General features: G+C 62.0%; 21 protein-coding genes. 10 read left to right on the forward strand and 11 right to left on the reverse strand.

What is annotated here, in order from left to right; translation table 11 throughout:
- Nucleotides 1-14: 14 nt before the first annotated feature.
- The gene (locus BTW07_RS15380) at nucleotides 15-2,210 is read right to left on the reverse strand and encodes an OsmC domain/YcaO domain-containing protein (RefSeq protein WP_075571062.1); all 2,196 of its coding nucleotides are present in this window, start codon (nucleotides 2,208-2,210) and stop codon (nucleotides 15-17) included.
- On the opposite strand from BTW07_RS15380, the gene BTW07_RS19875 reads away from it, so the two are divergent.
- Nucleotides 2,209-2,376, forward strand: coding sequence for a hypothetical protein (locus BTW07_RS19875; RefSeq protein WP_158025888.1), 168 nt, complete (start codon nucleotides 2,209-2,211; stop codon nucleotides 2,374-2,376). The genes BTW07_RS15380 and BTW07_RS19875 overlap by 2 nt on opposite strands.
- Before the next feature lie 97 nt (nucleotides 2,377-2,473).
- Here the strand turns inward: BTW07_RS19875 and glpK are convergent, their stop codons facing one another.
- From glpK to glpD, 3 genes are all read right to left on the reverse strand, one after another.
- Nucleotides 2,474-3,982, reverse strand: coding sequence for a glycerol kinase GlpK (glpK, locus tag BTW07_RS15385; protein ID WP_075571063.1), 1,509 nt, complete (start codon nucleotides 3,980-3,982; stop codon nucleotides 2,474-2,476).
- Nucleotides 3,983-4,053: 71 nt separating this feature from the next.
- Nucleotides 4,054-4,782, reverse strand: a complete 729-nt coding sequence (locus BTW07_RS15390) for an MIP/aquaporin family protein (RefSeq protein ID WP_198651256.1) — start codon at nucleotides 4,780-4,782, stop codon at nucleotides 4,054-4,056.
- Nucleotides 4,783-4,916: 134 nt separating this feature from the next.
- Complete coding sequence (gene glpD, locus BTW07_RS15395; protein WP_075571064.1) at nucleotides 4,917-6,440, reverse strand: glycerol-3-phosphate dehydrogenase; 1,524 nt, start codon at nucleotides 6,438-6,440, stop codon at nucleotides 4,917-4,919.
- Nucleotides 6,441-7,027: 587 nt separating this feature from the next.
- On the opposite strand from glpD, the gene BTW07_RS15400 reads away from it, so the two are divergent.
- Together BTW07_RS15400 and BTW07_RS15405 are read left to right on the forward strand one after the other, a co-directional pair.
- The gene (locus BTW07_RS15400) at nucleotides 7,028-7,309 is read left to right on the forward strand and encodes a type II toxin-antitoxin system RelE/ParE family toxin (RefSeq protein ID WP_075571065.1); all 282 of its coding nucleotides are present in this window, start codon (nucleotides 7,028-7,030) and stop codon (nucleotides 7,307-7,309) included.
- A gap of 12 nt (nucleotides 7,310-7,321) precedes the next feature.
- The gene (locus tag BTW07_RS15405; RefSeq protein ID WP_075571066.1) at nucleotides 7,322-7,612 is read left to right on the forward strand and encodes a HigA family addiction module antitoxin; all 291 of its coding nucleotides are present in this window, start codon (nucleotides 7,322-7,324) and stop codon (nucleotides 7,610-7,612) included.
- A gap of 115 nt (nucleotides 7,613-7,727) precedes the next feature.
- On the opposite strand, the gene BTW07_RS15410 is transcribed toward BTW07_RS15405, so the two are convergent.
- On the reverse strand, nucleotides 7,728-8,738 hold the full coding sequence (locus tag BTW07_RS15410) for an Ldh family oxidoreductase (RefSeq protein ID WP_075571067.1): 1,011 nt from the start codon (nucleotides 8,736-8,738) through the stop codon (nucleotides 7,728-7,730).
- 244 nt (nucleotides 8,739-8,982) lie between these two features.
- Here BTW07_RS15410 and BTW07_RS15415 point away from each other — a divergent pair, with 244 nt between their 5' ends.
- From BTW07_RS15415 to BTW07_RS15440, 6 genes are all read left to right on the forward strand, one after another.
- Complete coding sequence (locus BTW07_RS15415) at nucleotides 8,983-9,873, forward strand: glycine betaine ABC transporter substrate-binding protein (protein WP_075571068.1); 891 nt, start codon at nucleotides 8,983-8,985, stop codon at nucleotides 9,871-9,873.
- 226 nt (nucleotides 9,874-10,099) lie between these two features.
- Nucleotides 10,100-11,686 carry an ABC transporter substrate-binding protein gene (locus BTW07_RS15420; RefSeq protein WP_075571069.1) on the forward strand — a complete coding sequence of 529 codons (1,587 nt, stop codon included), beginning with the start codon at nucleotides 10,100-10,102 and terminating at the stop codon, nucleotides 11,684-11,686.
- A gap of 76 nt (nucleotides 11,687-11,762) precedes the next feature.
- A complete protein-coding gene (locus BTW07_RS15425; protein WP_075571070.1) occupies nucleotides 11,763-12,767 on the forward strand; it encodes an ABC transporter permease subunit in 1,005 nt (334 codons plus the stop codon).
- 147 nt (nucleotides 12,768-12,914) lie between these two features.
- Complete coding sequence (locus tag BTW07_RS15430; RefSeq protein WP_075571071.1) at nucleotides 12,915-13,829, forward strand: ABC transporter permease subunit; 915 nt, start codon at nucleotides 12,915-12,917, stop codon at nucleotides 13,827-13,829.
- Between the two features lie 18 nt (nucleotides 13,830-13,847).
- Nucleotides 13,848-14,903 carry an ABC transporter ATP-binding protein gene (locus BTW07_RS15435; RefSeq protein WP_083941942.1) on the forward strand — a complete coding sequence of 352 codons (1,056 nt, stop codon included), beginning with the start codon at nucleotides 13,848-13,850 and terminating at the stop codon, nucleotides 14,901-14,903.
- Nucleotides 14,900-15,904 (forward strand): dipeptide ABC transporter ATP-binding protein, encoded by a 1,005-nt coding sequence (locus BTW07_RS15440; protein WP_075571072.1) that lies wholly within the window; start codon nucleotides 14,900-14,902, stop codon nucleotides 15,902-15,904. The genes BTW07_RS15435 and BTW07_RS15440 overlap by 4 nt, the downstream gene beginning before the upstream one ends.
- Nucleotides 15,905-15,956: 52 nt before the next feature.
- On the opposite strand, the gene BTW07_RS15445 is transcribed toward BTW07_RS15440, so the two are convergent.
- The 4 genes from BTW07_RS15445 to ugpB all read right to left on the reverse strand — a co-directional run bounded on the left by BTW07_RS15445 (nucleotide 15,957) and on the right by ugpB (nucleotide 20,196).
- Complete coding sequence (locus BTW07_RS15445; protein ID WP_075571073.1) at nucleotides 15,957-17,063, reverse strand: ABC transporter ATP-binding protein; 1,107 nt, start codon at nucleotides 17,061-17,063, stop codon at nucleotides 15,957-15,959.
- A 22-nt stretch (nucleotides 17,064-17,085) separates the two neighbouring features.
- A complete protein-coding gene (ugpE, locus tag BTW07_RS15450; RefSeq protein ID WP_075571074.1) occupies nucleotides 17,086-17,931 on the reverse strand; it encodes a sn-glycerol-3-phosphate ABC transporter permease UgpE in 846 nt (281 codons plus the stop codon).
- Nucleotides 17,931-18,806: a sn-glycerol-3-phosphate ABC transporter permease UgpA gene (ugpA, locus tag BTW07_RS15455; RefSeq protein ID WP_075571075.1), complete on the reverse strand. Its 876-nt coding sequence runs from the start codon at nucleotides 18,804-18,806 to the stop codon at nucleotides 17,931-17,933. Before ugpA ends, ugpE begins: the two co-directional genes overlap by 1 nt.
- 67 nt (nucleotides 18,807-18,873) lie before the next feature.
- Nucleotides 18,874-20,196, reverse strand: a complete 1,323-nt coding sequence (gene ugpB / locus BTW07_RS15460; protein WP_244158393.1) for a sn-glycerol-3-phosphate ABC transporter substrate-binding protein UgpB — start codon at nucleotides 20,194-20,196, stop codon at nucleotides 18,874-18,876.
- A gap of 295 nt (nucleotides 20,197-20,491) precedes the next feature.
- On the opposite strand from ugpB, the gene BTW07_RS15465 reads away from it, so the two are divergent.
- Nucleotides 20,492-20,938 carry a universal stress protein gene (locus tag BTW07_RS15465; RefSeq protein ID WP_075571076.1) on the forward strand — a complete coding sequence of 149 codons (447 nt, stop codon included), beginning with the start codon at nucleotides 20,492-20,494 and terminating at the stop codon, nucleotides 20,936-20,938.
- A 63-nt stretch (nucleotides 20,939-21,001) separates the two neighbouring features.
- Here the strand turns inward: BTW07_RS15465 and sbmA are convergent, their stop codons facing one another.
- Both sbmA and BTW07_RS15475 read right to left on the reverse strand, forming a co-directional pair.
- Nucleotides 21,002-22,255, reverse strand: coding sequence for a peptide antibiotic transporter SbmA (gene sbmA, locus BTW07_RS15470; protein WP_075571077.1), 1,254 nt, complete (start codon nucleotides 22,253-22,255; stop codon nucleotides 21,002-21,004).
- Between the two features lie 204 nt (nucleotides 22,256-22,459).
- Nucleotides 22,460-23,179, reverse strand: coding sequence for a GntR family transcriptional regulator (locus BTW07_RS15475; protein ID WP_110642990.1), 720 nt, complete (start codon nucleotides 23,177-23,179; stop codon nucleotides 22,460-22,462).
- Between the last annotated feature and the right edge of the window lie 196 nt (nucleotides 23,180-23,375).

The raw sequence follows: 23,375 nt of genomic DNA on the forward strand, positions 1-23,375 counted from the left end.
GGCATCGGGTCGGCTCAGGCTTGCCGAGCCGTCCGCGCCGCATGCAGTTTCTTGTAGCTCTCGAGCAGGCGCTGGTGGCGATCCAGGCCTTCCAGTTGCACGTTGGTCGGTGTCAGACCGGCGAAGCGAACCGAGCCCTCTACGGAACCGACGACGGCCGCCATCGTTTCCTCGCCGAACATGCGCTTGAAGTTGTAGAGATAGTCGTCGAGCTCGAGTTCCTCGTCGAGCGCGATCTGCAGCACTGCGACAATGGCCTGGTAGAACAACCCACGTTCGACGGTGTTGTCGTTGAATTGCAGGAACATCTCGACCTGATCCAGTGCGTCCTCGAGTCGGCCGAGCGCCAGGTTGATCAGCAGTTTCAGCTCGAGGATCGTGAGCTGGCCCCAGACCGTATTTTCGTCGAACTCGATGCCGATCAGGGTGATGATCTTCATTTGCTCGTCGAGCTCGCTTTCGTCCAGCCGCTCGAGCAGATCGGTTAGTTGCGGCTCATTCAGCGCGTGCAGGTCGAGGATGTCCTCGCGGAAGGCCAGCGCCATGTTGGTGTTGTCCCACACCAGATCTTCCACCGGGTAGACCTCGGAGTAGCCGGGTACCAGAATGCGGCAGACCGGCGCGCCCAGATCCTCATGGATCGCGACATAAGTCTCCAGACCTTCTTCTTCGAGGATGCCGAACAGGCTGGCGGTCTCTTCATCATTCGAACCCGAGAAGTCCCACTCAACGAACTCCACATCCGCCCGGGCGCTGAAGAAGCGCCAGGAGACCACGCCGGAAGAGTCGATGAAGTGCTCGACGAAGTTGTTCGGCTCGGACACCGCCTGCGAATTGAACGTGGGCGGCGGCAGGTCGTTCATGCCCTCGAAGCTGCGGCCCTGCAGCAGCTCGGTGAGACTGCGTTCGATAGCGACCTGCAGGCTGGGATGCGCGCCGAAGGAGGCGAAGACGCCGCCGGTGCGCGGGTTCATCAGCGTGACGCAGGCGACCGGATAGCGGCCGCCGAGGGAAGCGTCCTTCACCAGCACCGGAAAGCCCTGTGCCTCCAGCGCTTCGATGCCCTCGACGATACCAGGATATTTCGCCAGCACGGCTTTGGGCACGTCCGGCAGCACGAGCTCCTGCTCGATGATCTGCTTCTTCACCGCGCGCTCGAAGATCTCCGACAGGCACTGCACCTGCGCTTCGGCGATGGTGTTGCCCGCGCTCATGCCGTTGCTCAGGTACAGGTTCTCGATCAGGTTGGAGGGAAACCACACCGTCTTGCCATCCGAGTGGCGCTTGAACGGCAGCGAGACGATGCCGCGATCCGTCCGACCGGAGTTGGTATCGAAAAGATGCGAGCCGCGCAGTTCGCCCTCGGGGTCGAAGATCGCCCGACAGTGGTCGTCGAGAATTTCTGCCGGCAGTTCGTCGTTCGGCCCCGGCTGGAACCAGCGCTCAGAGGGATAATGGACAAAAGCGCTGTCCGCGATCTCCGGGCCGAAGAACTGATCGTTGTAGAAGAAGTTGCAGGAAAGGCGCTCGATGAACTCGCCCAGCGCGGAGCAGAGCGCGGCTTCCTTGGTCGCGCCCTTGCCGTTGGTAAAGCACATTGGCGAGGCGGCGTCGCGAATGTGCAGCGACCAGACGTTGGGCACGATGTTGCGCCAGGAGGCGATCTCGATCTTCATGCCGAGATCCGAGAGGATCTTCGTCATGTTGGCGATGGTCTGCTCCAGCGGCAGGTCCTTGCCCTCGATCCAGGTCGATTCGCCTTCGCCGTCTTTGACATGAGTCCCCGACATCAGCAGCGCCTGGGCGTCTTCGTCGATGCTCTTGACCGTCTCGATCTGGAATTCCGGGTTGTTCTGGATCACCCGCTTGACCGAGCAGCGCTCGACGGAGCGCAGGATGCCGATGCGATCCTTCTCGGAGATATCGTCCGGCAGCTCGACCTGGATCTTGAAGATCTGGTTGTAGCGGTTTTCCGGGTCGACGATGTTGTTCTGCGAAAGCCGGATGTTCTCGGTCGGGATCTCGCGCGCGTTGCAGTAGACCCGCACGAAATAGGCCGCGCATAGCGCCGAGGACGCCAGGAAGTAGTCGAACGGCCCCGGTGCGGAGCCATCACCCTTGTAGCGGATCGGCTGGTCGGTGATGACGGTGAAGTCATCGAACAGCGCTTCCTGACGCAGGTTGTCGAGATAGTTGACCTTGATTTCCATGGAGAAGGACCGCGTTGGTAAGTGGCTGCGCCTCGACGTCTGGGCCGCGACGGATAGCGGCCATTATCCGGATTTGAACGCGCTGCGTCTTGGGGGTGTTTTGTCGGAGTGGCGTTTCGGCTCGAAGGCGTGCCGTTTCGACCGGATGACCGTGCCGACCGGATGACAAAAGACCCGACCCCCATCAAATGGAGATCGGGCCTGCGCGCTTGCTGACGAGGCGCGGAACAGCCGCCCTGCCATCTCGCAGGGCGCGACGGTCGCTAGGAGGCGACCTGAAACGCCATGGTGGCCTGAATGGCGCGCTTCCAACCGCCGTACAGCTCGTTGCGTCGATCGTTGCCCATCACAGGCTCGAAGCGACGCTCGACCGCCCATTGCTCGGCGATCTGCTCGCGTGACTCCCAGAAACCGAGCGCGAGACCGGCCAGGTAAGCGGCGCCCAGCGCCGTCGTTTCGTTGATTTCGCTACGCAACACGTCGACGTTGAGAATGTCCGCCTGGAACTGGGCCAGGAAGTTGTTGGCGATGGCGCCACCGTCGGCACGCAATTCGGTCAGGTCAATTCCCGAATCGGACTGCATCGCCTCGAGGACGTCCGCGGTCTGATAGGCCATGGACTCGATGGCGGCGCGAATGAACTGCTCCTTGCTGGTACCCCGCGACAAGCCGAACATCGCACCACGCACGTTCGAATTCCAGTAGGGCGCCCCGAGGCCGGTGAAGGCCGGTACCAGATAGACGCCGTCGTTGCTTCCGGCGCGTTCGGCATAGGCTTCGGAGTCAGAGGCCTTGCCCAGCATGCGCAGCCCATCGCGCAGCCACTGCACCACGGAGCCGGCGACGAAGATCGCCCCCTCCAGGGCGTATTCGACCTCGCCGTCGATCTCCCAGGCGATGGTCGTCAACAGGCCGTTGTCCGACTTCGTGGCCTCGGTGCCGGTGTTCATCAGCGTGAAGCAGCCGGTGCCGTAGGTGTTCTTGGCCATACCGGGCTTGAAGCAGGCCTGACCGAACAGGGCGGCCTGCTGATCGCCGGCGATACCCGCGATCGGCAGCTTTGTGCCGAAGAAGAACTTCGGCAGCACGTGCCCGTAGATTTCGCTGGAAGACTTGACCGCCGGCAGCATCGACTCCGGCACGCCGAGCATCTCGAGCAGTTCCGGATCCCATTTGCGATCGCGGATGTTGAACATCAGTGTGCGCGAGGCGTTGGTCACGTCGGTGACGTGCTCGGCGCCGCCGGTGAGGTTCCAGATCAGCCAGGAGTCCATGGTGCCGAACAGCAGATCGCCTTTTTCGGCCTTCTCCTTGACGCCATCGACGTTGTCGAAGATCCACTTGATCTTGGTGCCCGAGAAATAGGCGTCGATCACCAGGCCGGTCTTGTCGCGGACCATGTCGGCGTGACCCGCTTCGCGCAGCTCGTCACAGATCTCGGCGGAGTGCCGCGACTGCCAGACGATCGCGTTGTAGACCGGCTGGCCGGTGTGCTTGTCCCAGATGACGGTCGTTTCACGCTGATTGGTGATACCGATGCCGGCGATCTCCTCGACATCCACCTGGGTGTTGTTGATCACTTCGGTCAACGTGGTCAGCACGCTGGTCATGATGTCGCGGGGGTTGTGCTCGACCCAGCCCGGCCGCGGGAAAATCTGCTCGAACTCTCGCTGGGCCACGCCAGCGATCTTACCGTCGTGATCGAACAGCATGGCGCGCGAGCTGGTGGTGCCTTGGTCGATGGCCAGAACGTACTTTTTCTTGTCACTCATGAGAAATCTATCCTTCTGAATGTGGAGTCGTGAATGAGGAGTCGACGTGTCTCTGAATAGTCCGTTACGGCTCAGTAGATCGTTGCCGCAAGCGCGGCGAGGCTGCTGCCAATGATCGGGCCAACGAAGGGAACCCATGCGTAGCCCCAGTCGTTGGAGCCCTTGTTCCTGATCGGCAGCATCGCATGGGCAAGCCGTGGCCCCATGTCGCGCGCCGGGTTGATCGCATAGCCAGTAGGCCCGCCAAGCGATGCGCCGATCGCCACCACCAGCAATGCGACGGCCAGCGGACCGAGCCCGTTGGGTGTATGACCGAACATGATGATGACGAACACCAGCACGAATGTCCCGATCGCCTCGGTGACGCAGTTCCAGAAACGCGACCGGATCGTCGGTATGGTCGAGAATGTCGCCAATATCGTAGTGGCATCCTCTGTGTCGTCGTATTGCTTCTTGTAGGCAAGGTAGCAGAGCACCGCGCCCAGCCACGCACCGCTGAATTCGCCAGCGAAGTAGGCCAGCGTATTGTCCAGGGTAATAGGAATACCCTTTGCGTACTCTGTCGCCGGGCCCAGCCATAGCGCGAGCGTAATGGTCGGATTGAGATGAGCACCGGTATCGAATGCAATCCATACGCCGCAATAGACCGCGAGCCCCCAACCGAAGAAGATCAGCAACGGGCCGCCATTGTGACCGCCGGTCTTCTTGAGCAGCACGTTGGCCACCACGCCGCAGCCAAGAAGCGTCATGCAGGCCGTGCCGGCGATTTCATGAACCAGTATCGTTTCTATAACACCCATTAAAACCTTGCCTTAGTTGACGTGATGGCCGGGTGAGGCCTGGTGTGCATGCGCCACAATGGCGATGCGGCTAACTGCCGAGTCCCGGGCTTCCTTCTGCCCTGTGGTGCCACCTGAAACGTGGGTTGCCGAAATCACCGGAGGGACGCTGACATTTCCATTGGCGTTGCAAACGATTGCGCCAGATGATCGCCGAGCCGACGCTTTTCGCTGTCGTCGAGGCGCAGACCGAGCTTCGATCGTCGCCAGAGGATGTCGTCTGCGGTACGTGCCCATTCGTGCTCGCGCAGATAATCGACTTCTGCGGCATAAAGGTCGGCGCCGAAGTGCTCGCCGAGATCGGTAAGGCTCCGTGCGTCGCCGACGATCGTCATCGCCCGCGTGCCGTAATTGAAGACCCATCGGGTTGCCAGGCTGGGTGGAATGAAGGCGTGGCTGGCCCGCAACGATGCCACCAGATCATCGGGGTTGGGGTTCTCACCGCCGGGCAGCGGATGGTCGTTGCCGGTCCAGGCTTTCTGTCGATTACCCAGTTCGGGGGCCAGCTTGTCGACGGCGTCCTCGGCCAGGCGCCGATAGGTCGTCAGCTTGCCGCCGAAGACGTTGAGCAGCGGGGCGCCGCCGGCGGTGTCGAGCTGAATGCGATAATCGCGGGTGATTTCACTGGCGTTATCCTCGCGGTCATCGAGCAGGGGCCGCACGCCGGAATAGCTCCAGACGACGTCATCAGGATTGATCGAACGCTCGAAATAGCGATTGGCGGATTCGCACAGATAGCGGACCTCGTCTTCCTCGATGGTCACCTTGCCCGGTGCGCCCTCATGCTCGACGTCGGTCGTCCCGATCAGCGTGAAATCGCGCTCGTAGGGAATGGCGAACACGATGCGGCCATCGGGCTGTTGGAAGATATAGGCATGGTCGTGGTCGAACAGCTGGTTCACCACGATATGGCTGCCCTTGATCAGGCGCAGCGAATACGGATGCTTCTGCGAAGCGACCTCGTCGAGGAAACGCACTGCCCAGGGCCCGGCCGCATTGGCCAGCCCGCGCGCGCGAACCTCGCTCGTCTCGCCGTCCATCGTCTTGAGGGTGACCTGCCAACCGTCGGCGTTGCGCACCGCCGTTTCCGCGCGGGTACGCGTCATGATGCGCGCGCCACGGCTGGCCGCATCCATGCAGTTCAACACCACCAGTCGGGCATCCTGAACCCAGGCATCCGAGTAGGCGAACCCCTTCTGGAACTCTGACTTCAGTGGCATCCCGGCTGGATGATCGGCGAACGTGACGCCATGCGAACCCGCGAGCGTCTGTCGTCCACCGAGGTGGTCATACAGGAAAAGGCCGGTTCGGATCATCCATGCCGGACGCAGATGCTTCTGGTGAGGCAGGATGAAACGCATCGGCCAGATAATGTGCGGCGCCGCCTTGAGGAGTACTTCACGCTCTGAAAGGGCCTTGGCCACGAGTTTGAATTCGTACTGCTCCAGGTAACGCAGGCCACCGTGAATCAGCTTGGTCGAGGCCGACGAGGTATGGCTGGCAAGGTCATCCGCTTCGACGAGTAGTACCGACAGGCCGCGGCCTGCGGCATCACGAGCGATACCCGCACCGTTGATGCCGCCACCGATGACAATCAGATCGTAGCTTTCGTTAACCATGTTCGGATTTGCTCGCCAATGTTCGATTGAGATCATTGTGGCGCGAAATCGAACATTTTGAAGTAAGCAAAAAGTATTAGAAGCCTTCGTATTTTAAGGCCGGGCCGGTCTGCTACATGGCGAGAAAATCTCCTGAAAAGCCACCGGGGAGATTTCTACCGAGTCCCCGACGAACTTTTCACTTGTGGAAAATGCAACAATATTTACGATTTGTATCATGGTGTTGCATCCGGAAGGAGAGTGACCGGCGGTCTGAAGCCGCCGGTATACGGCACCATCGCAACTTTTTTTGCGCCTATTTCGTCGCAGTGACGAGCCAGTGGAGAGTGCTGAAGTTATTTTCGCTAGTGAACATTTGGGTTTGCTTGTCGTCGGGCTCGATTTTCATTTCGATATCCGACAAGCGTTAGTTATTCAGGCGACGCCTTCGGCTTTGCCATCTGCCTGGCTCTCCTGCCGGCAGGGATTGCTTCTGTTTTCCTCGGCCCAGCAGCCGCTATCAGCGGGTCGCTTCCGCTCAGCATATAACGCATTGCGTTATATGCTGAGCGGCGTTATTCTCTCTTGAAGCTAAAAGAGGGTCGGGCGTGATCACAAGCTTCAAGGAGAAACAGGCCGAGACCATCGCTGCAGGTAAAGTCTCTCGGAAGCTACCGCAGGATATGCAACGCTCTGCCTTGAAGAAATTGCGCCAATTGGATGCTGCCGCCGACCTCGATGACCTGCGCATTCCTCCGGGAAACCGGCTGGAAGCATTACATGGCGACCGAGAAGGGCAGTACAGTATTCGCATCAATGACCATTGGCGGATCTGCTTTCGGTTCGAGGGCGGTAACGCCCACGATGTCGAGATCGTCGATTACCACTGAGGGAGGCAAATCATGACTGAAGAACGACTTCCCAATATTCATCCCGGCGAGATTCTGCTGGAAGAATTTATCGAGGCCATGGGCCTCACCAAGAATGCCTTGGCGACCTCTATTGGCGTGCCGGCCACGCGTATCGGTGAAATCACGCGAGGCACGCGATCAATCACGGCGGATACGGATCTGCGTCTGTCGATCTACTTCGGTACTAGCCAAGGTTATTGGCTGCGGCTGCAGAATGCCTATGATCTGGAAGAGGCTAGACGCCACGGTCACTACGACGAAATTCGCCCTCGCGTGGCGTGATCAAGCCAAGGTATCAAGAAGGCGGCATTGATGCCGTCCCGGACTAAAGCGTTGTATCCGCTTTTTACCCCACCTACTGCAATGATTATTAGCGTTCGCCTTGATGTATGTCGGCTTACGTCAGCTTCTGCAACTCCGCATACAACGACGCCGGAATCGTCACGCCATTGGCGAGACTGCGCTCCCGTGCTTCATAACGGCGCTGTGACGGTAGCCTGGCGCCCTGGCCGAGGATGCGTTCGAACAGCACTTCCGCGTGGGCGAGATGCGCGTCGGCACGCTCGCCCAGGAAGGTGGCAGGGGAGAGGGCGAGAATGATCTCGCCGTGGTAGGGCTTGCCGGTCCCGGCATCGTTGGCGGGTTGGGTTTCGTGGCTGAGCACGTCACCGATCAACGGGCCGGCGAGCAGTTCGATCATGGTCGACAGTGCCGAGCCCTTGTGACCACCGAAGGCGAGCATGGCGCCACCGAGCGCGGCTGCCGGATCGGTGGTCGCGTGGCCATTGTCATCCAGCGCCCAGTTTTCGGGGATCGAGTCGCCGGCGCGCCTGTGCAGTTCGATCTCGCCACGGGCGACGACACTGGTGGCGAAGTCGAAGGTATACGGGTGCCTGCCCGGTCTCGGCCAGGAAAACGCGATGGGGTTGGTCCCCAGCAGCGGGCGATTGCCGCCCGCGGGGGCGACGAAGGCGTGGGTCGGGTTCATCGCCAGGCCGACCAGGCCCATCTCAGCGAGCGCTTCGACCTCGGGCCAGAGTGCGGAAAAGTGGAAGCAGTTGTTGATCGCAAGCGCGGCGATACCGTTGCGTTCGGCTTTTTCCTTGAGCTGCGACTTGCCCCGCTCGAAAGAGAGCAGCGAGTTACCCCGATGGGCATCGATCCTCACGATGCCGGGCGCCTGATCGATGACCTCAGGCTCGGCGTGGGTATCGACGCCACCCTTCATGGCCGTCTCCACGCAGCCGATGAGGCGATACAGGCCGTGGGAATGGCATTCGTCACGCTGGGCGGCGACGACACTTCGGGTGATGGCCTCGGCATGGGCGAGACTGAACCCTGCCTTTTTCAGAATGCGTAGACTCAAGGCTTCGGCGTCTTGAAGGGGGAGGATGCGGTCTTTTTCCATGATCGGGCTCTGGCGGGTACGTATGGCAAGGGCATGCAAAGACACCAGGAGATCGGCCCCGAATGATCTTTGTCATACAAAGTAAGATCCAGCATAAACGTCTAGCTGGCCGTCGCCTGTTAGACGAAAGTTGGAGTTTTCGCACGGCATCATGCGTCTGCCGCCATGGTGGTAATCTCTCCCGATATCCGTATACTCATAACGCTGAGTTTTGGTTTTGAATAATAAACAGGAATGCAGAATTATGAGAAAAATCTTCTCCCCGTTCGCCGTGATGGCGCTCTTCACGCTGGCGGTTACCGCACAGGCCTACGCCGCCCCGGCCCACGCGCAGGAAAAGTCGCTGGTCATCGGCACCAACAACTGGGCGGAAAACGTCGCCGTCGCCAATCTGTGGAAGCTGGTGCTGGACGACCATGGCTACGACGTCGAGCTATCGGATATCGGCAAGAGCGCGCTGTTCGCAGGGATGGCCGCCAATGATATCGACCTCTCGCTGGAGTTGTGGCTGCCCTACACCGACAAGGCGTTCCTCGCGCCCTACAAGGACAAGCTCGAGGTCCACGAAGCCTGGTACGACAAGACCGGACTGGGCCTGGTGGTACCGAGCTACGTCGATATCGATAACATCCCGGAGCTGGCGAAGCGCGCCAACGAGTTCGCGTATCAGGGCAGTCCAACGATCCTGGGCATCGATCCGGGCTCCGCTATCGCCGGAATGACCGACGACGCCATCGAGACTTACGATCTGCCGCTCGACCAGGTGAACAGCTCCGAGCCGGCGATGATGTCCGCGCTCGATAGAGCGTACAAGAATGGAAAGCCGATCGTGGTGACGCTATGGAATCCGCACTGGGCATTTGCCGACTATGATCTGAAATATCTCGAGGATCCGGACAAGGTCTACGGCGATGGCGATACCATCTACTGGTTCTCTCGTCAGGGCTTTTCCAAGGACGATCCGTGGCTGACGGCGGTGCTCGACGCCTGGCACATGAGCGATGAAAGCCTTGGCAAACTGATGTCGGAGATCGAGTCCCAGGGCGATCCGGTGGCGGGTGCGCGGGCCTGGCTCGGGGAAAATCGGGATCAGGTCGATGGCTGGCTGGCTGCAGGCGAGCGGATTCAACAGTAGCGATATCGGCGGCCTTGCATGGCGGGCCGGGCCTCTTGGCGGTCTTCTAGACTGAACGATCATTCAGTGCAACTACCCGTTCTCACGCTATCGGCCAATTGATTAAACGCTACTTCACGCTCTAGTCTGTGCCGACTGCTGGCCGCCTGACCGGCCGGTAATACAATGACAATCGGCCCCGAGCCGACACCACAATAACAGCGTGCTGCTGTGCAGGAGATTGATAATGAAGAAGACGCTGCTTGCGGCTGGCATCGCCGCCATGATGCTGGGCGCGACCCCGGTCATGGCCAAGACGCTGGTCTACTGCTCCGAAGGTTCTCCGGAAGGCTTCGATCCCTCGCTCTACACGGCGGGCACGACCTTCGACGCGTCCAGCAAGACGATCTACAACCGTCTGGTTCAGTTCAAGCCGGGCACCACCGAAGTCGAGCCGGCCCTCGCCAAGAGCTGGGAAGTCTCGGATGACGGCCTGGAAGTGACATTCCACCTGCGCGATGACGTCAAGTTCCAGACCACCGACTTCTTCACGCCGAGCCGACTGCTCAACGCCGACGACGTCATCTGGACGTTCGAGCGTCAGATGGACAAGGAAAACCCGTACTACAAGCTGGCCAACGGCAGCTTCGAATATTTCAACTCGATGTCGATGGGCGAGTTGATCAAGTCGATCGACAAGGTCGACGACCACACCGTGAAGTTCGTGCTCACCCAGCCCAATGCGCCGTTCGTGGCCAACCTGGCGATGGATTTCGCGTCGATCCACTCCAAGGAATACGAGCAGCAGCTGCTCGACGAGGGCAAGCCGGAACTGGCCAACCAGCAGCCGGTCGGCACCGGTCCGTTCCAGTTCGTCAACTATCGTGAAGATGCGGCCATTCGCTATCAGGCGAACCCGGACTATTTCCGCGGCAAGCAGCCGATCGACAATCTGGTCTTTGCGATCACCTCCGATGCTCAGGTGCGCTATCAGAAGCTGATGGCGGGCGAGTGTCAGGTGATGCCGTTCCCGAATCCGTCCGATGTCGAAGCGATGCAGCAGAACGACGACATCAACGTGCTCGAGGAAGCCGGTCTGAACGTGGCCTATCTGGCCTACAACACCCAGCAGGCGCCGTTCGACAAGCCCGAAGTGCGCAAGGCACTCAACATGGCGATCAACAAGCAGGCGATCATCGATGCGGTGTTCCAGGGTGCCGGCCAGGTGGCCAAGAACCCGATTCCGCCGTCCATGTGGGGCTACAACGACGCCATCCAGGACGATCGGTACGATCCCGAGAAGGCCAAGCAGATGTTGGAGGATGCTGGCGTCGAGAACCTGAAGATGAACATCTGGGCAATGCCGGTACAGCGTCCGTACATGCCCAACGCGCGGCGTACCGCCGAGCTGATGCAGTCGGATCTGTCCAAGGTTGGCGTCGATGCAGAGATCGTCACCTACGAGTGGGGCGAGTACCTGAAGCGCTCTTCGGATACCAAGCGTGACGGTGCGGTCATCCTCGGCTGGACCGGCGACAACGGCGATCCGGACAACTTCATGGGCGTGCTGCTCGGTTGTGACGGCGTCGGTGGTGCCAACCGTTCACAGTGGTGCTACAAGCCGTTCGACGATCTGATCCAGAAAGCACGCACCCTGGATAGCCAGGAAGATCGCGCCAAGCTTTACGAGCAGGCGCAGGAGATCTTCAAGGAGCAGGCACCGTGGGACACCCTGGCCCACTCCACGGTCTTCATGCCGCTGCGCAAGGAAGTGACCGGCTACAAGATCGATCCGCTCGGCGGCCACAGCTTCGAAGGCGTCGACATCGAGTGATTCTCTCCTAGCGGAGACGCGGGGCGGCCCTGACAGCCGCCCCGCGTCTTGACGCGTGACTAGCAGTACTCCAAACATGTTCAAATTCTTTCTGGTCAAACTGGCGCAGCTGGTGCCGACGTTCATTGGCGTCACCATCGTTGCGTTCTCTTTCATTCGCCTGCTGCCGGGCGATCCGATTCTGCTGATGGCGGGAGAGCGCGGCATATCCGCCGAGCGCTACGCCGAGCTCAAATCCCAGCTGGGCTTCGATCGCTCGCTGATCGTTCAGTATTTCGATTTCCTCAAGGGGTTGCTGCATGGCGACCTCGGCAATTCGCTGGTGACCCACGCCCCGGTGATGGACGAGTTCATGAGCCGCTTTCCGGCGACGCTCGAACTCTCGCTCTTTGCGCTGGCGTTCGCCGTGATCATCGGCCTGCCGGCCGGTGTACTGGCCGCGGTCAAACGCGGCAAGACGCTCGATCACACCGTCATGGGCATCAGCCTGACGGGCTATTCGATGCCGATCTTCTGGTGGGGCCTGCTGCTGATCATGCTGTTCTCCAGCACGCTGGGCTGGACCCCGGTCTCCGGGCGCATCTCTTACATGTACTTCATCGAGCCGGTGACCGGCTTCATGACCATCGACAGCCTGATCGCCGGCGACTGGGGCGCGTTTCTCTCCTCGCTCCACTATCTGATCCTGCCGTCGATCGTGCTGGGGACGATCCCGCTGGCGGTCATCGCTCGCCAGACCCGCTCTTCGATGCTCGAGGTGCTGGGCGAGGACTACGTGCGTACCGCGCGAGCCAAGGGGTTGTCGAACTTCCGCGTGATCATGGTGCACACCTTGCGCAATGCGCTGATTTCCGTGGTGACGGTGATCGGTCTTCAGGTCGGCCTGCTGCTGGCAGGGGCCATTCCGACCGAGACGATCTTCTCGTGGCCGGGTATCGGCAAATGGATGATCGATGCGATCTCGCGACGCGACTATCCCTCGGTGCAGGGTGGTCTGGTGCTGATCGCGTTCATCGTGATGATCGTCAATCTGCTGGTTGATCTCGCCTATGGCGTCATCAACCCACGCATTCGCCACTGAGGGGTCCAAAATGGCTGCACTCGACAATACGGCGTTGGCCTCAGTCTCAGAATGCTCATTTACAACTCGTAAACTCCGCGTCTTCGACCGAGCCCGCCTTGTCTTGTCTTCGTTCGCGCATTCTGGAGTCATTTCGGGAGCCAAGACATGTCCCAACTGATACTTTCGAAAAAAAGCTCTCAGCCCGCGCCGGGTACCTTTCGCTACCAGCTGGCGTCTTTCTGGAGCGACTTCAGTGCCAGCCGCGGCGCGCTGGTCGGCCTGATCTTCATCGTCTTCATTCTGCTGGTCGCGCTGTTCGCGCCATGGGTCGCGCCACACGATCCGGCGATGCAGGATCGCTCGGCGCTGCTGGTGCCGCCGGTGTGGCATGCCGAGGGCAGCTGGAACTACCTGCTCGGCACCGACGCCGTGGGCCGCGACGTGCTTTCGCGACTGATCTACGGCGCGCGTTATTCGCTCTCGATCAGCGCCATGGTGGTCGTGATCTCGATGGGCGTGGGTATCTTCCTCGGCCTGTTGGCCGGGTACTTCCGGGGCTGGGTCGAGACCGTCATCACCCGCGTGATGGATGTGGTGCTGGCGTTCCCCAGCCTGCTGCTGGCGTTGGGTCTGGTCGCCATCCTGAGCCCGGGTCTGACCAGCGCGATGATCGCCATCGCGATGGTCCAGCTGCCCTATTTCGTACGTCTGACGCGAGCCGCGGTGATCGGCGAGAAGAATCGCGAATATGTCATCGCCAGCCGGCTCTCCGGTGCCGGGCACCTGCGGTTGATGTTCAACACGCTGCTGCCCAACTGCATGGCGCCGCTGATCGTGCAGGCGACGCTCTCGTTCTCCACCGCGATTCTCGATATCGCGGCACTGGGCTTTCTCGGCATGGGCGTACAGCCGCCGACGCCGGAGTGGGGCGCGATGCTGGCCAATGCGCGCGAGTTCATGGGCAGCGCCTACTGGGCGGTCACGTTCCCGGGGCTGATCATTCTGCTCACGGTGTTGATGATCAATCTGATGGGTGACGGCCTGCGCGACGCGCTGGATCCCAAGATGAAACGCTCTTAACGCCGGAGGTTCTGACTTATGGCATTACTCGATATTGAAGGCCTCAGCGTTCGCTTCAAGACCAGTAGCGGCCTGTTTGCCGCCGTGGAAAACGTCGACATCAACGTCGATCGCGGCGAAGTGTGGTCGATCGTGGGCGAGTCCGGGTCCGGCAAGTCCGTTTCGATGCTCGCCACCATGGGCCTGTTGCCGTGGACGGCGCAGGTCACCGCCGACAAGATGGCCTTCGACGGCCAGGATCTGCAGCAGCTGAGCTCGCGCCAGCGTCGCCGCATCGTCGGCGGCGAGATGTCGATGATCTTTCAGGAGCCGATGAGCAGTCTCAACCCCTGCTTCACCGTCGGCACCCAGATCGACGAGATGATCAAGCAGCACCTGGGCGGCTCACGCAAGGAGCGCCACGAACGGGCGCTGGATCTGCTGGCGCAGGTCGGTATCCCCGATCCGGCGCGTCGGATCAAGGCTTACCCGCATCAGCTCTCCGGCGGGATGAGCCAGCGCGTGATGATCGCCATGGCGATCTCCTGCAACCCCCGGCTGCTGATCGCCGACGAGCCAACCACGGCACTCGACGTCACCATCCAGGCGCAGATTCTCGAGCTGCTGCTCAAGCTGCAGGAAGATACCGGCATGGCGCTGATCCTGATCACCCACGACATGGGTGTGGTCGCGGAGACCGCCAAGCACGTAGTGGTGCAGTACGCCGGCCGCCAGGTCGAGAAGCAGGACGTGAAGTCGCTGTTCGCCCATCCGCGTCATCCGTATACCGAGGCGCTGCTGTCGGCGCTGCCGGAGCGTGCCGGCGATCAGGACCGACTGCCGACCATTCCCGGTGTCGTTCCCGGGCAGCACGATCGCCCCAGCGGTTGTCTGTTCAATCCGCGCTGCCAGTATGCGACCGAACACTGCCGCGAGGTCGAGCCGGTCGCCGCGCCGGACGATCCGGCCAGTACGCTGTGCCATTATCCGCTCGATCACCCGGCAGTCGGCACGCCGCCCTCGGCGACGCCGCAGGATCCGCTGGCCTCGAATCCGTCTTCCCACAATCCGTCGCGACCGGAGGTGCGCCCATGAGCCGCGATGCCGTATTGAGCGCCGTCAATCTCACCCGTCACTATCAGATCAAGGGTAGCCCGTTCTCCAAGCCGGCGACGGTCAAGGCGCTGAACGAGGCCACCTTCGAGCTCTATCCCGGCCAGACGCTGGCGGTGGTCGGCGAGTCCGGTTGCGGCAAGTCGACGCTGGCTCGTGTATTGACGATGATCGAGCCGCCTACCAGCGGCCAGCTGACCATCAGCGGGCACCAGGTGTCGCTCAAGGAGGGGCAGCGCCCGCCGGCCGCGCTGCGTCGCGAGGTGCAGATCATCTTCCAGAACCCGTATGGTTCGCTCAATCCGCGCAAGACCGTGGCGACCATGCTGGAAGAGCCGCTCAAGCTCAATCGCAAGGAGATGAGCGCGGCCGAGCGCCGCCAGGCGGCGCTGGAGATGATCGCCAAGGTCGGGCTGCGCCCCGAACATGCCGATCGCTATCCGCACATGTTCTCCGGCGGCCAGCGCCAGCGCATCGCCATTGCGCGGGCGCTGATGCTCAACCCCAAGATCCTGGTGCTGGACGAGCCGGTCTCGGCGCTGGACCTGTCGATCCAGGCCCAGGTGCTCAACCTGCTGGCAGATCTGCAGGAGGAGTTCGGCCTGGCCTACGTGTTCATCTCGCATGATCTGTCGGTGGTGCGACGCATCGCCGATGACGTGATCGTGATGTACTTCGGCCAGCCGGTGGAGACCGGGCCAGCGGAGGAGGTCTTCACCACCCCGCGCCATCCCTATACCCAGGCGTTGTTCTCGGCCACGCCGGTGGCGGACCCCAACCGCCGCCGCGAGCGCGTTCATCTCAAGGGCGAGCCGCCATCGCCGCTGGCGCCGCCGCCGGGATGCCCGTTCGCACCACGCTGCCATCTGGCGACCAAGGAGTGTACCCGGCTCGATCCGCCGCTGGAGCACGTCAACGAGCGGGTCGCGGTAGCCTGTATCCATGTCGATCAGGCCGCCGCCAGATACGCCGTGGCGGGCTGACGCGACGCGGGATGCGAGAGCGTGGATCTGCGCCGGTCGGTGAGCGAAAAGATCAAATGGCGAAGAGGGATGGCAGCGGCGTCAGCCTTGCCGCATGGTCGAGGCGGCGATCCTGGTCGTCGAACAGGTGCAGCGGGCCGTCGACGGCCAGTCGGATCGCGCCCTGCTGTCGAATGCCGGATGCGGCGAGCGCCGTCATCGGCAGCCGGGCTGTCAGCGGCTCGTGATGTTCCGGCAGCCGACAGTGAACCAGGGCATCCACGCCCAGCGGTTCGATCATCTCCACCGTGCCTGCCAGCTCTCCCTGGGGGTCGAGTCTCAAGTGCTCCGGGCGCAGGCCGAGCGTGGCCGCCCGCGCGGTCGCCTCAGGGTCGCCGGAGAGCTGGAGCCTTGCACACAGGTGGGCACCGTCGCGAGCCCGTTTGACGGGTATCAGGTTCATCGCCGGCGAGCCGATGAAGCGGGCCACGAAGCAGCTGGCGGGGGCCTCGAACAGGCTCATCGGTGTACCGATCTGCTCGATGCGGCCTTCGCGCATCACCACCAGGCGATCGGCCAGCGTCATCGCCTCCACCTGGTCGTGAGTGACATAGAGCATGCTCGCGCCCAGCCGCTGCTGCAGGCGTCGGATCTCCTGACGCATCTGCACCCGCAGCGCGGCGTCGAGGTTGGAGAGCGGCTCGTCGAACAAAAACAGGGCTGGCTCGCGCACGATGGCGCGCCCCATCGCGACGCGCTGGCGCTGTCCACCGGAGAGGTGGCGGGGACGACGCTCGAGCAGGGCATCGATACCCAGCAGTGTCGCTGCCTCGTGCACCCGACGTTCGATCTCCGCGCGGGGGCGCCGCTGCAGCTTGAGCGCGTAGGCCATGTTGTCGAACACGCTCATGTGCGGATAGAGCGCGTAGTTCTGGAACACCATCGCGACCCCGCGCCGGGCCGGCTCCAGGGCATTGGCGACGGTCCCGTCGATGATCAACTGGCCACCACTGATGGCTTCGAGACCCGCCACCATGCGCAGTAGCGTGGACTTCCCGCAGCCCGACGGGCCCACCACGACCATCAGCTCGCCCGCCTCCAGGGTCAGGTCCAGCGCCTCGACGGCTCGATGGTCGCCCGGGTAGGTCTTGGACAACTGGCGGCAGGTCAGTGTGGCCATGGTGGCTCTCCACGGTTGGAAATCATTTCTCGGTATCGGTCAGGCCGCGCACGAAGAAGCGCTGCATGGCAATGATGACCGCCACCGGCGGCAGCACGGTCATCACTGCCATGGCGGTGGCCAGTTGCCAGGGCGGCAGGGTGTCGGTGGACTGGACGAGATTCTTCAGACTGATCACGGCGGTGGCGTGTTCCGGCGAGTTGGCCGCCAGCAGCGGCCACAGGTACTGGTTCCAGCCGTAGAGGAACATGATCACGAACAGCGCCGCCAGGTTGGTCTTCGACAGCGGCAGCACGAAGTCCTTCAGGAAGCGCAGCGGCCCGGCGCCGTCGAGCCGGGCGGCCTCGAACAGCTCCTGGGGCAGGCTCATGAAGCTCTGGCGGAGCAGAAAGGTGGCGGTGGCGGAGGCGATCAGCGGCAGGATCATGCCGGCATAGGTATCGATCAATCCGAAGCGCGCCACCACGCCATAGGTCGGCACGATACGCACCTCCACCGGCAGCATCAGGGTGACGAAAATCAGCCAGAAGCAGAGCGTGCGGCAGGGAAAACGGAAGAACACGATGGCATAGGCGGCCAGTAGCGAGATGGCGATCTTGCCGATCGCAATGCCGAGCGCCATCACCAGTGAGTTGGCGAGCAGCCGCAGGGCGCTGACACCGAGCCCCGCGATCGGCTGTGACAGCAATTGCCAGTAGTTGGCCAGCCCCTCGCCGCCGAACCACAGCGGGGCGATGCCGCTCTGCAGCGCTCCGGCGCTGTGGGTGGAGGCGGTGAGCGCCAGCCACAGCGGCAATCCGAACACGATCACGCCAAGGATCAGCAGCAGATGGGTCAGCCGGTCGAGGAGGGGGCGATCGTAGCGCATCAATACTGCACCCGGCGTTCGAGGTAACGGAACTGGACGAAGGTGAGTGCGCCGACCAGCACCATCAACAGCACCGACTGTGCACTCGAGCTGCCGAGGTCGCGCGCCACGAATCCATCCTCGTAGAGTTTGTAGACCAGCGTGCGGGTGGCGCCGCCCGGGCCACCGAGGGTGGTGTTGTCGATGGTGGCGAAGGTCTCGAACAGCACGTAGACGCTGTTCATGACCAGCAGGAAGAAGGCGGTCGGCGAGAGCAGCGGCAGCGTGATGCCGATGAAGCGGCGGAAGGGACCGGCGCCGTCGATGGCCGCGGCTTCCAGCAACGAGGTCGGGATCATCTGCAGGCCGGCGAGAAAGAACACGAAGTTGTAACTCATCTGCTGCCAGATCGAGGCGATCACCACCAGCGCCAGCGCCTGTCCGGGATGCAATTGCGCGTCCCAGTGCACGCCGAAGCCGGCCAGGACGTGGGTCAGCACGCCGAGCACCGGGTCGAACATGAACATCCACAGTATCCCCGCGACCGCCGGTGCTATGGCATATGGCCAGGTCAGTAGCACCCGGTAGAGCCTGGCCCCATGGAGCACGCGATCGGCGAGTACCGCCAGCAGCAGCGCCAGCAGCATGGCGCCGCCGGCCACCAGTACGCTGAAAAGCACCGTCACGCTCATGGCTTGCCAGTATCCCGACGAGGCCATGACCCGCTGGAAGTTCGCCAGGCCCACGAATCGTTCGCCGAGCCCGAAGGCATCCTGGACATAGAATGCCTGGCGCAGAGAGTCCGCGGCCGGCCAGAAAAAGAAGACGGCCACGATGGCGAGCTGGGGCGCCAGCAGCAGCCAGGGTGTGAAACGATAGCGCTCGAAGGTGGTCATCGGTGATTCGGCGGGCGGCTTGCGCCATCCGCCGCTAGCGGAGAGAAAACGAGAATCGGCGCCAACGTCAGCGCGCCACGCTCTGCTGGAACTGCGCCAGCTCCTGGTTGCCACGCCGGGCGGCCTCTTGCAGCGCTGCGGCGGCCGGCTCGTCACCGTTGAAGGCTTTCTCCAGCTGCTCGGCGATGATGTTGCGGATCTGCGGCATGTTGCCCAGGCGCACGCCACGGCCGTTGTCATTCGGCGTCCCGCGGGTCAGCTGGTCGATCGCCACGCTGGCCCCCGGGTTGTCCGCGTAAAAGCCCTGGGATTTCAGGCGCTGGTAGGCGGCGGTGGTGATCGGCACGTAGCCCGTGAAGCTTGCCCAGTCGGCCTGAATGGCGGGAGACGAGAGGAAGTTCAGGAACCTGGCCACGCCGCGGTAGACCGCCTCCGACTGGCCCCGCATGACCCACAGCGAGGCGCCGCCGATGATCGAGTTCCTGGGCTGGTTTACCGCCTTGGCGTCATAGGGCAGCGGGGCGATGCCGAAGGTGAACTTGCCCTCGGCGGCCTCCTGGATGCCGGCCCGCGAGGCGGAGGAGGTGGTCAGCATGGCGCAGCGGCCCGACTGGAAGCGCTTGGTGCCGCTGTCGGCGCGGCCGCCATATTCGAAGGCGTGGCTCTTTTGCCACTCGGCCAGGTCCTGAATGTGGGCCACGGTCGCCTCCTGCTTGTCGAACACCAGGCGAGCGTCGGTGCCATCGAAGCCGTTGGCATGGGTGGCGAAGGGCAGGTCATCGATGGCGCTGAAGTTCTCGAGTTGCGTCCAGCTTGGCCAGGCGGTGGTCAGCCCGCATTCTGAGGCGCCGCTTTCGACCAGCTTGTGGGCCGCCTCGCCCACCGCTTTCCAGGTCGCCGGTGGCGTCTCGATCCCGGCCTCCCGGAACGCATCCTTGTTGTAGTAGAGCACCGGGGTGGAGGAGTTGAACGGCATCGACAGCATTTGCCCGTCGCTCGAGGTGTAGTAGCTCTTCACCGCCGGCAGGAAGGCGTCGGGGTCGAACGGCGTGTCGGTTTCCTCCATCAATTGATGGATCGGATAGATAGCGCCCGCCGCGTTCATCATCGTCGCGGTGCCCACCTCGAAGACCTGCGTGATGGCCGGGGCCTGATTGGCGCGGAATGCAGCGATGGTCGCGGTGAGATTGTCGCTGTAGCTGCCTTTATAAACGGGCTTGACCACATACTCGTCCTGCGAGGCGTTGAACTCGTCGGCGATCTCGTTGACCTTCTCGCCGAGCACGCCCTCCATGGCATGCCACCAGGTGATGGTGGTCGCCGCCTGGGCCGAGGAGGAGAATGACAGGGTCGCCAGAGCGGCGCAGCAGAACAGGTGATGAAATCGCACGGCAATGTCTCCGGGCAAGTCGAGCGGGGGAGCGGGGTACTGGTGGTGTACCTTAAAAGAGAAAGATGTCAGTCCGATGGCCGTGCTGTGACGGTGCTGCATCCCTGCGCAGGGCCGAGGCGGGCATCCACCTGCCCCTGCGACCTTTTGCGCCCTTTCCCACGGCGCTGAATTGGCTACGCTGAGCGAGAGCCCGGTGTCTTGCCCGTCTGGCGAAACACCGGCGTCTACCGCGACCGACGTTGCGCGGTCTTCGAGTGACCCGCGAATCGATCGCCAACCAGGGGGAGCGACCATGTCTCAACGGATTCTGGTACCGATCGACGGTTCCACCAGTGCGCGCAAGGCGCTGGAGCACGCATGTCTCATCCAGCGCGCGACCCAGGCCCGGATTCACCTGCTGCATGTTCCCGAGGTACCGGTCGCCAAGGATGCGTTGGGCGCCATGGTCGGTGCGTCGCCGGCCGACTACACGCCGGAGAAGGGGCGTCTGACAGGCGAGCGCCTGCTCGCGGAAGCCTGGCTGGCCGTCGGTGGCGGCTCCGACGAAGTGACCTATCACGTCGAGGAAGGGCGACCGGCGCACGTCATCGTGCAGCTGGCGACCGATCTTGGCGTCGACATGATCGTCATGGGCAGTCGCGGCCAGAGCAATCTCAAGAGCCTGGTGGTGGGCAGCGTGTCGCACAAGGTATCGCACGTTGCCCCTTGTCCGGTGATCACGCTGCATGTTCCTGACTAGGCACTGTCTGAAAAGTACTGCGCTCGTCCACTTTTCAGACAGCACCTAAGGGGCTTGCACGAGCTACCGCTCTCTGGTGACGAGGTCGGACGACGCCGGCGGTTCGAACACCGTCCGGCTTTCGTCGATCACGGCTTCGAAGGTGCGCAGGCGTTTGGCGATCGAGAGAAGCTCGATGATCGTCGACCATGAATTGACCAGGTACTGGAACGATTCTCGGACCTGACCGAAGACATTGAGGATTTGCTGCAGCAACCCCAGTGTCAGCTTGCCGGCGACGATCGATGGCGTCAGCACCGCGAACGCGAAGATCGTGTCCGCCTGCAGATAGAAGATCCGCGCGATATTGAAGTAGGCGTAATGCCAGTAGAGCCGGAAGTAGTTGTGGCGCACGCGCGAGAAAAGCGTGCTCACGGCGACCGGCCCGGCGCGCGATGCGTCGTCCTCGCCGTAGACCAGCTCCTTGCGATAGGCCGCCTCCACACGCTGGTTGTTGAATTCGAGCCCCGGCAGCTTGATCCCTACCAGGGCGAGAAGCAGAGTGCCGAACACCGACCACACGATCGCTGCCCACACCAGCGCGTCGGACACATGGCCGATGAAGGGCAACTCGGTGATGTTCTTCGACATCGTCACCAGCAATGGCAGGAAAGCGATCAGCGTCAGCACGGCCTTGAGCAGATTGACGCCGAGGCCTTCCAGCGTGGTGGAAAAGCGCATGGTGTCTTCCTGCACGCGCTGAGCCGCGCCTTCCACTGACCGCAGCCGTGACCAATGGCTCATGTAGTAGTCGTTCATCGCTGTGCGCCAGCGAAAGATGTAGTGGCTGACGAAGAATAGATTGAACACACCGACCGTCACCGCGACGAAGGCGATACCGGCGAAAGTGAGCATCTCCCGGTAGAGATCCAGGGCGGTCACGTCGCTGCCACCGGCGAGCGCTTGCTGCACCATGTCCCAGAACGGGCCATACCAGGCGTTGACCGCGACGCTGGTCTGCACGGAAAAATAGGTCAGGAAGATGATCAGCGCGCCGCCCAGAATGGACCAGCGCTGCCAGCGGTGGGGTTCGACACGCCCCCACACGGCGGCGAACAGCCCGGTGCAAGAGATGTAATAGAGGTAGAACCACAGAAACGATGGCGACCAGAAGCGAGAGACACTGACCGGCAGGGCGACATCCCCGGCCAGCGGCGGCAAGCCGATGAATTCGCCCCAGGTGCTGGCAGTGGTTTCCCATAGGGTGATGGCGAGAAGCGCCCAGATCAGGGCGCTGGAAAAAAAGAGTGGTGGTCTGGGAAAGAACGATCGGAACACGGTGGCGCCCCTGAAGCTGAGATGGGTGCCGGGGCGCTGGCGTTGATGACGGTTTGCATGACGACAGACATGACTAGCATGCTTATCACGGCGCCGCCCTGGCCATTCATCGACCTCGGAACGACCGTTACGTTCCCTTACGTTGGCGCCGAGCGCTCGCAATCGTTGTTGTGACCCAGCCAGCCTTTCGGGACGAGCCCCGGCTCAGGTGATATCGACCTGATAGCGGAAGGTATCGGCAGGGCCGCGTGAGCGCCGATATTCCAGCGGCGTGCGATCGTAGCCGAACGCGAGTCGTTCGATCATGACCACCGGCTGCTCGGTGTCGATCTCCAGAATGTCGGCCAGCTTCTGATCGGCGGTCTCGACGGTGAGCGTCTCCCGAGCCGAGCCGATCAACTGTCCACACTGTGCCTCGTAGAACGGATAGAGCAGATTGCCGAAATCGTCGGTATCGATCTGCATCAAGGCCTCGAAACAGGAAGCCGGTAGCCAGATGTCTTCATGCAGGAGGGTCACCCCGTCGATCTGGCGAATCCTTTCCAGCCGAATGACCTTTTCCAAGGGGGCGAGTTCCAGCGCATCCGCGACGTATCGAGCGGGGGATTCCAGCTGACGGTCGAGGATACGGCTAATGGGGATCCGGCGATCGCCGCGGGCATCCACCTGGCGGAAGAAGCGAAACAGCGACCCTTCGAAATTGGGCCGCAGGATAAAAGTGCCGCGCCCCTGACTGCGCTTCATCAGCCCGTCCTGCACCAGCGTGTCCACTGCCTTTCTCAGCGTTCCGACGGCGACCCCGTAGTGCTTGGTCAGCTCGGCTTCCGTCGGTATCGCGCCACCAGGTGTCCATTCTCCAGCGGAGATCTTGGACAGCATATCGTCACGTAGCCGCTGATAGAGCGGCAGACGTTCGTCTGTCATGGAGCTTGTCCCCTTCATGAATGTACCCCTCGTGTTGTTTCAAACAAATGTATCATCTTTGTTGTCACCTTTAGTCGTAAGCCCATAAAAATACGACTAAATAGAGGTATGCTTGGGCTAGATACATTCAACTATATGAATAGATCTATACCTGGGCCGAACATTTCGTTCGCCGTCACGTGCTTATGCCATCCAT

This window comes from Salinicola socius (assembly GCF_001937195.1).
Taxonomy (GTDB): domain Bacteria; phylum Pseudomonadota; class Gammaproteobacteria; order Pseudomonadales; family Halomonadaceae; genus Salinicola; species Salinicola socius.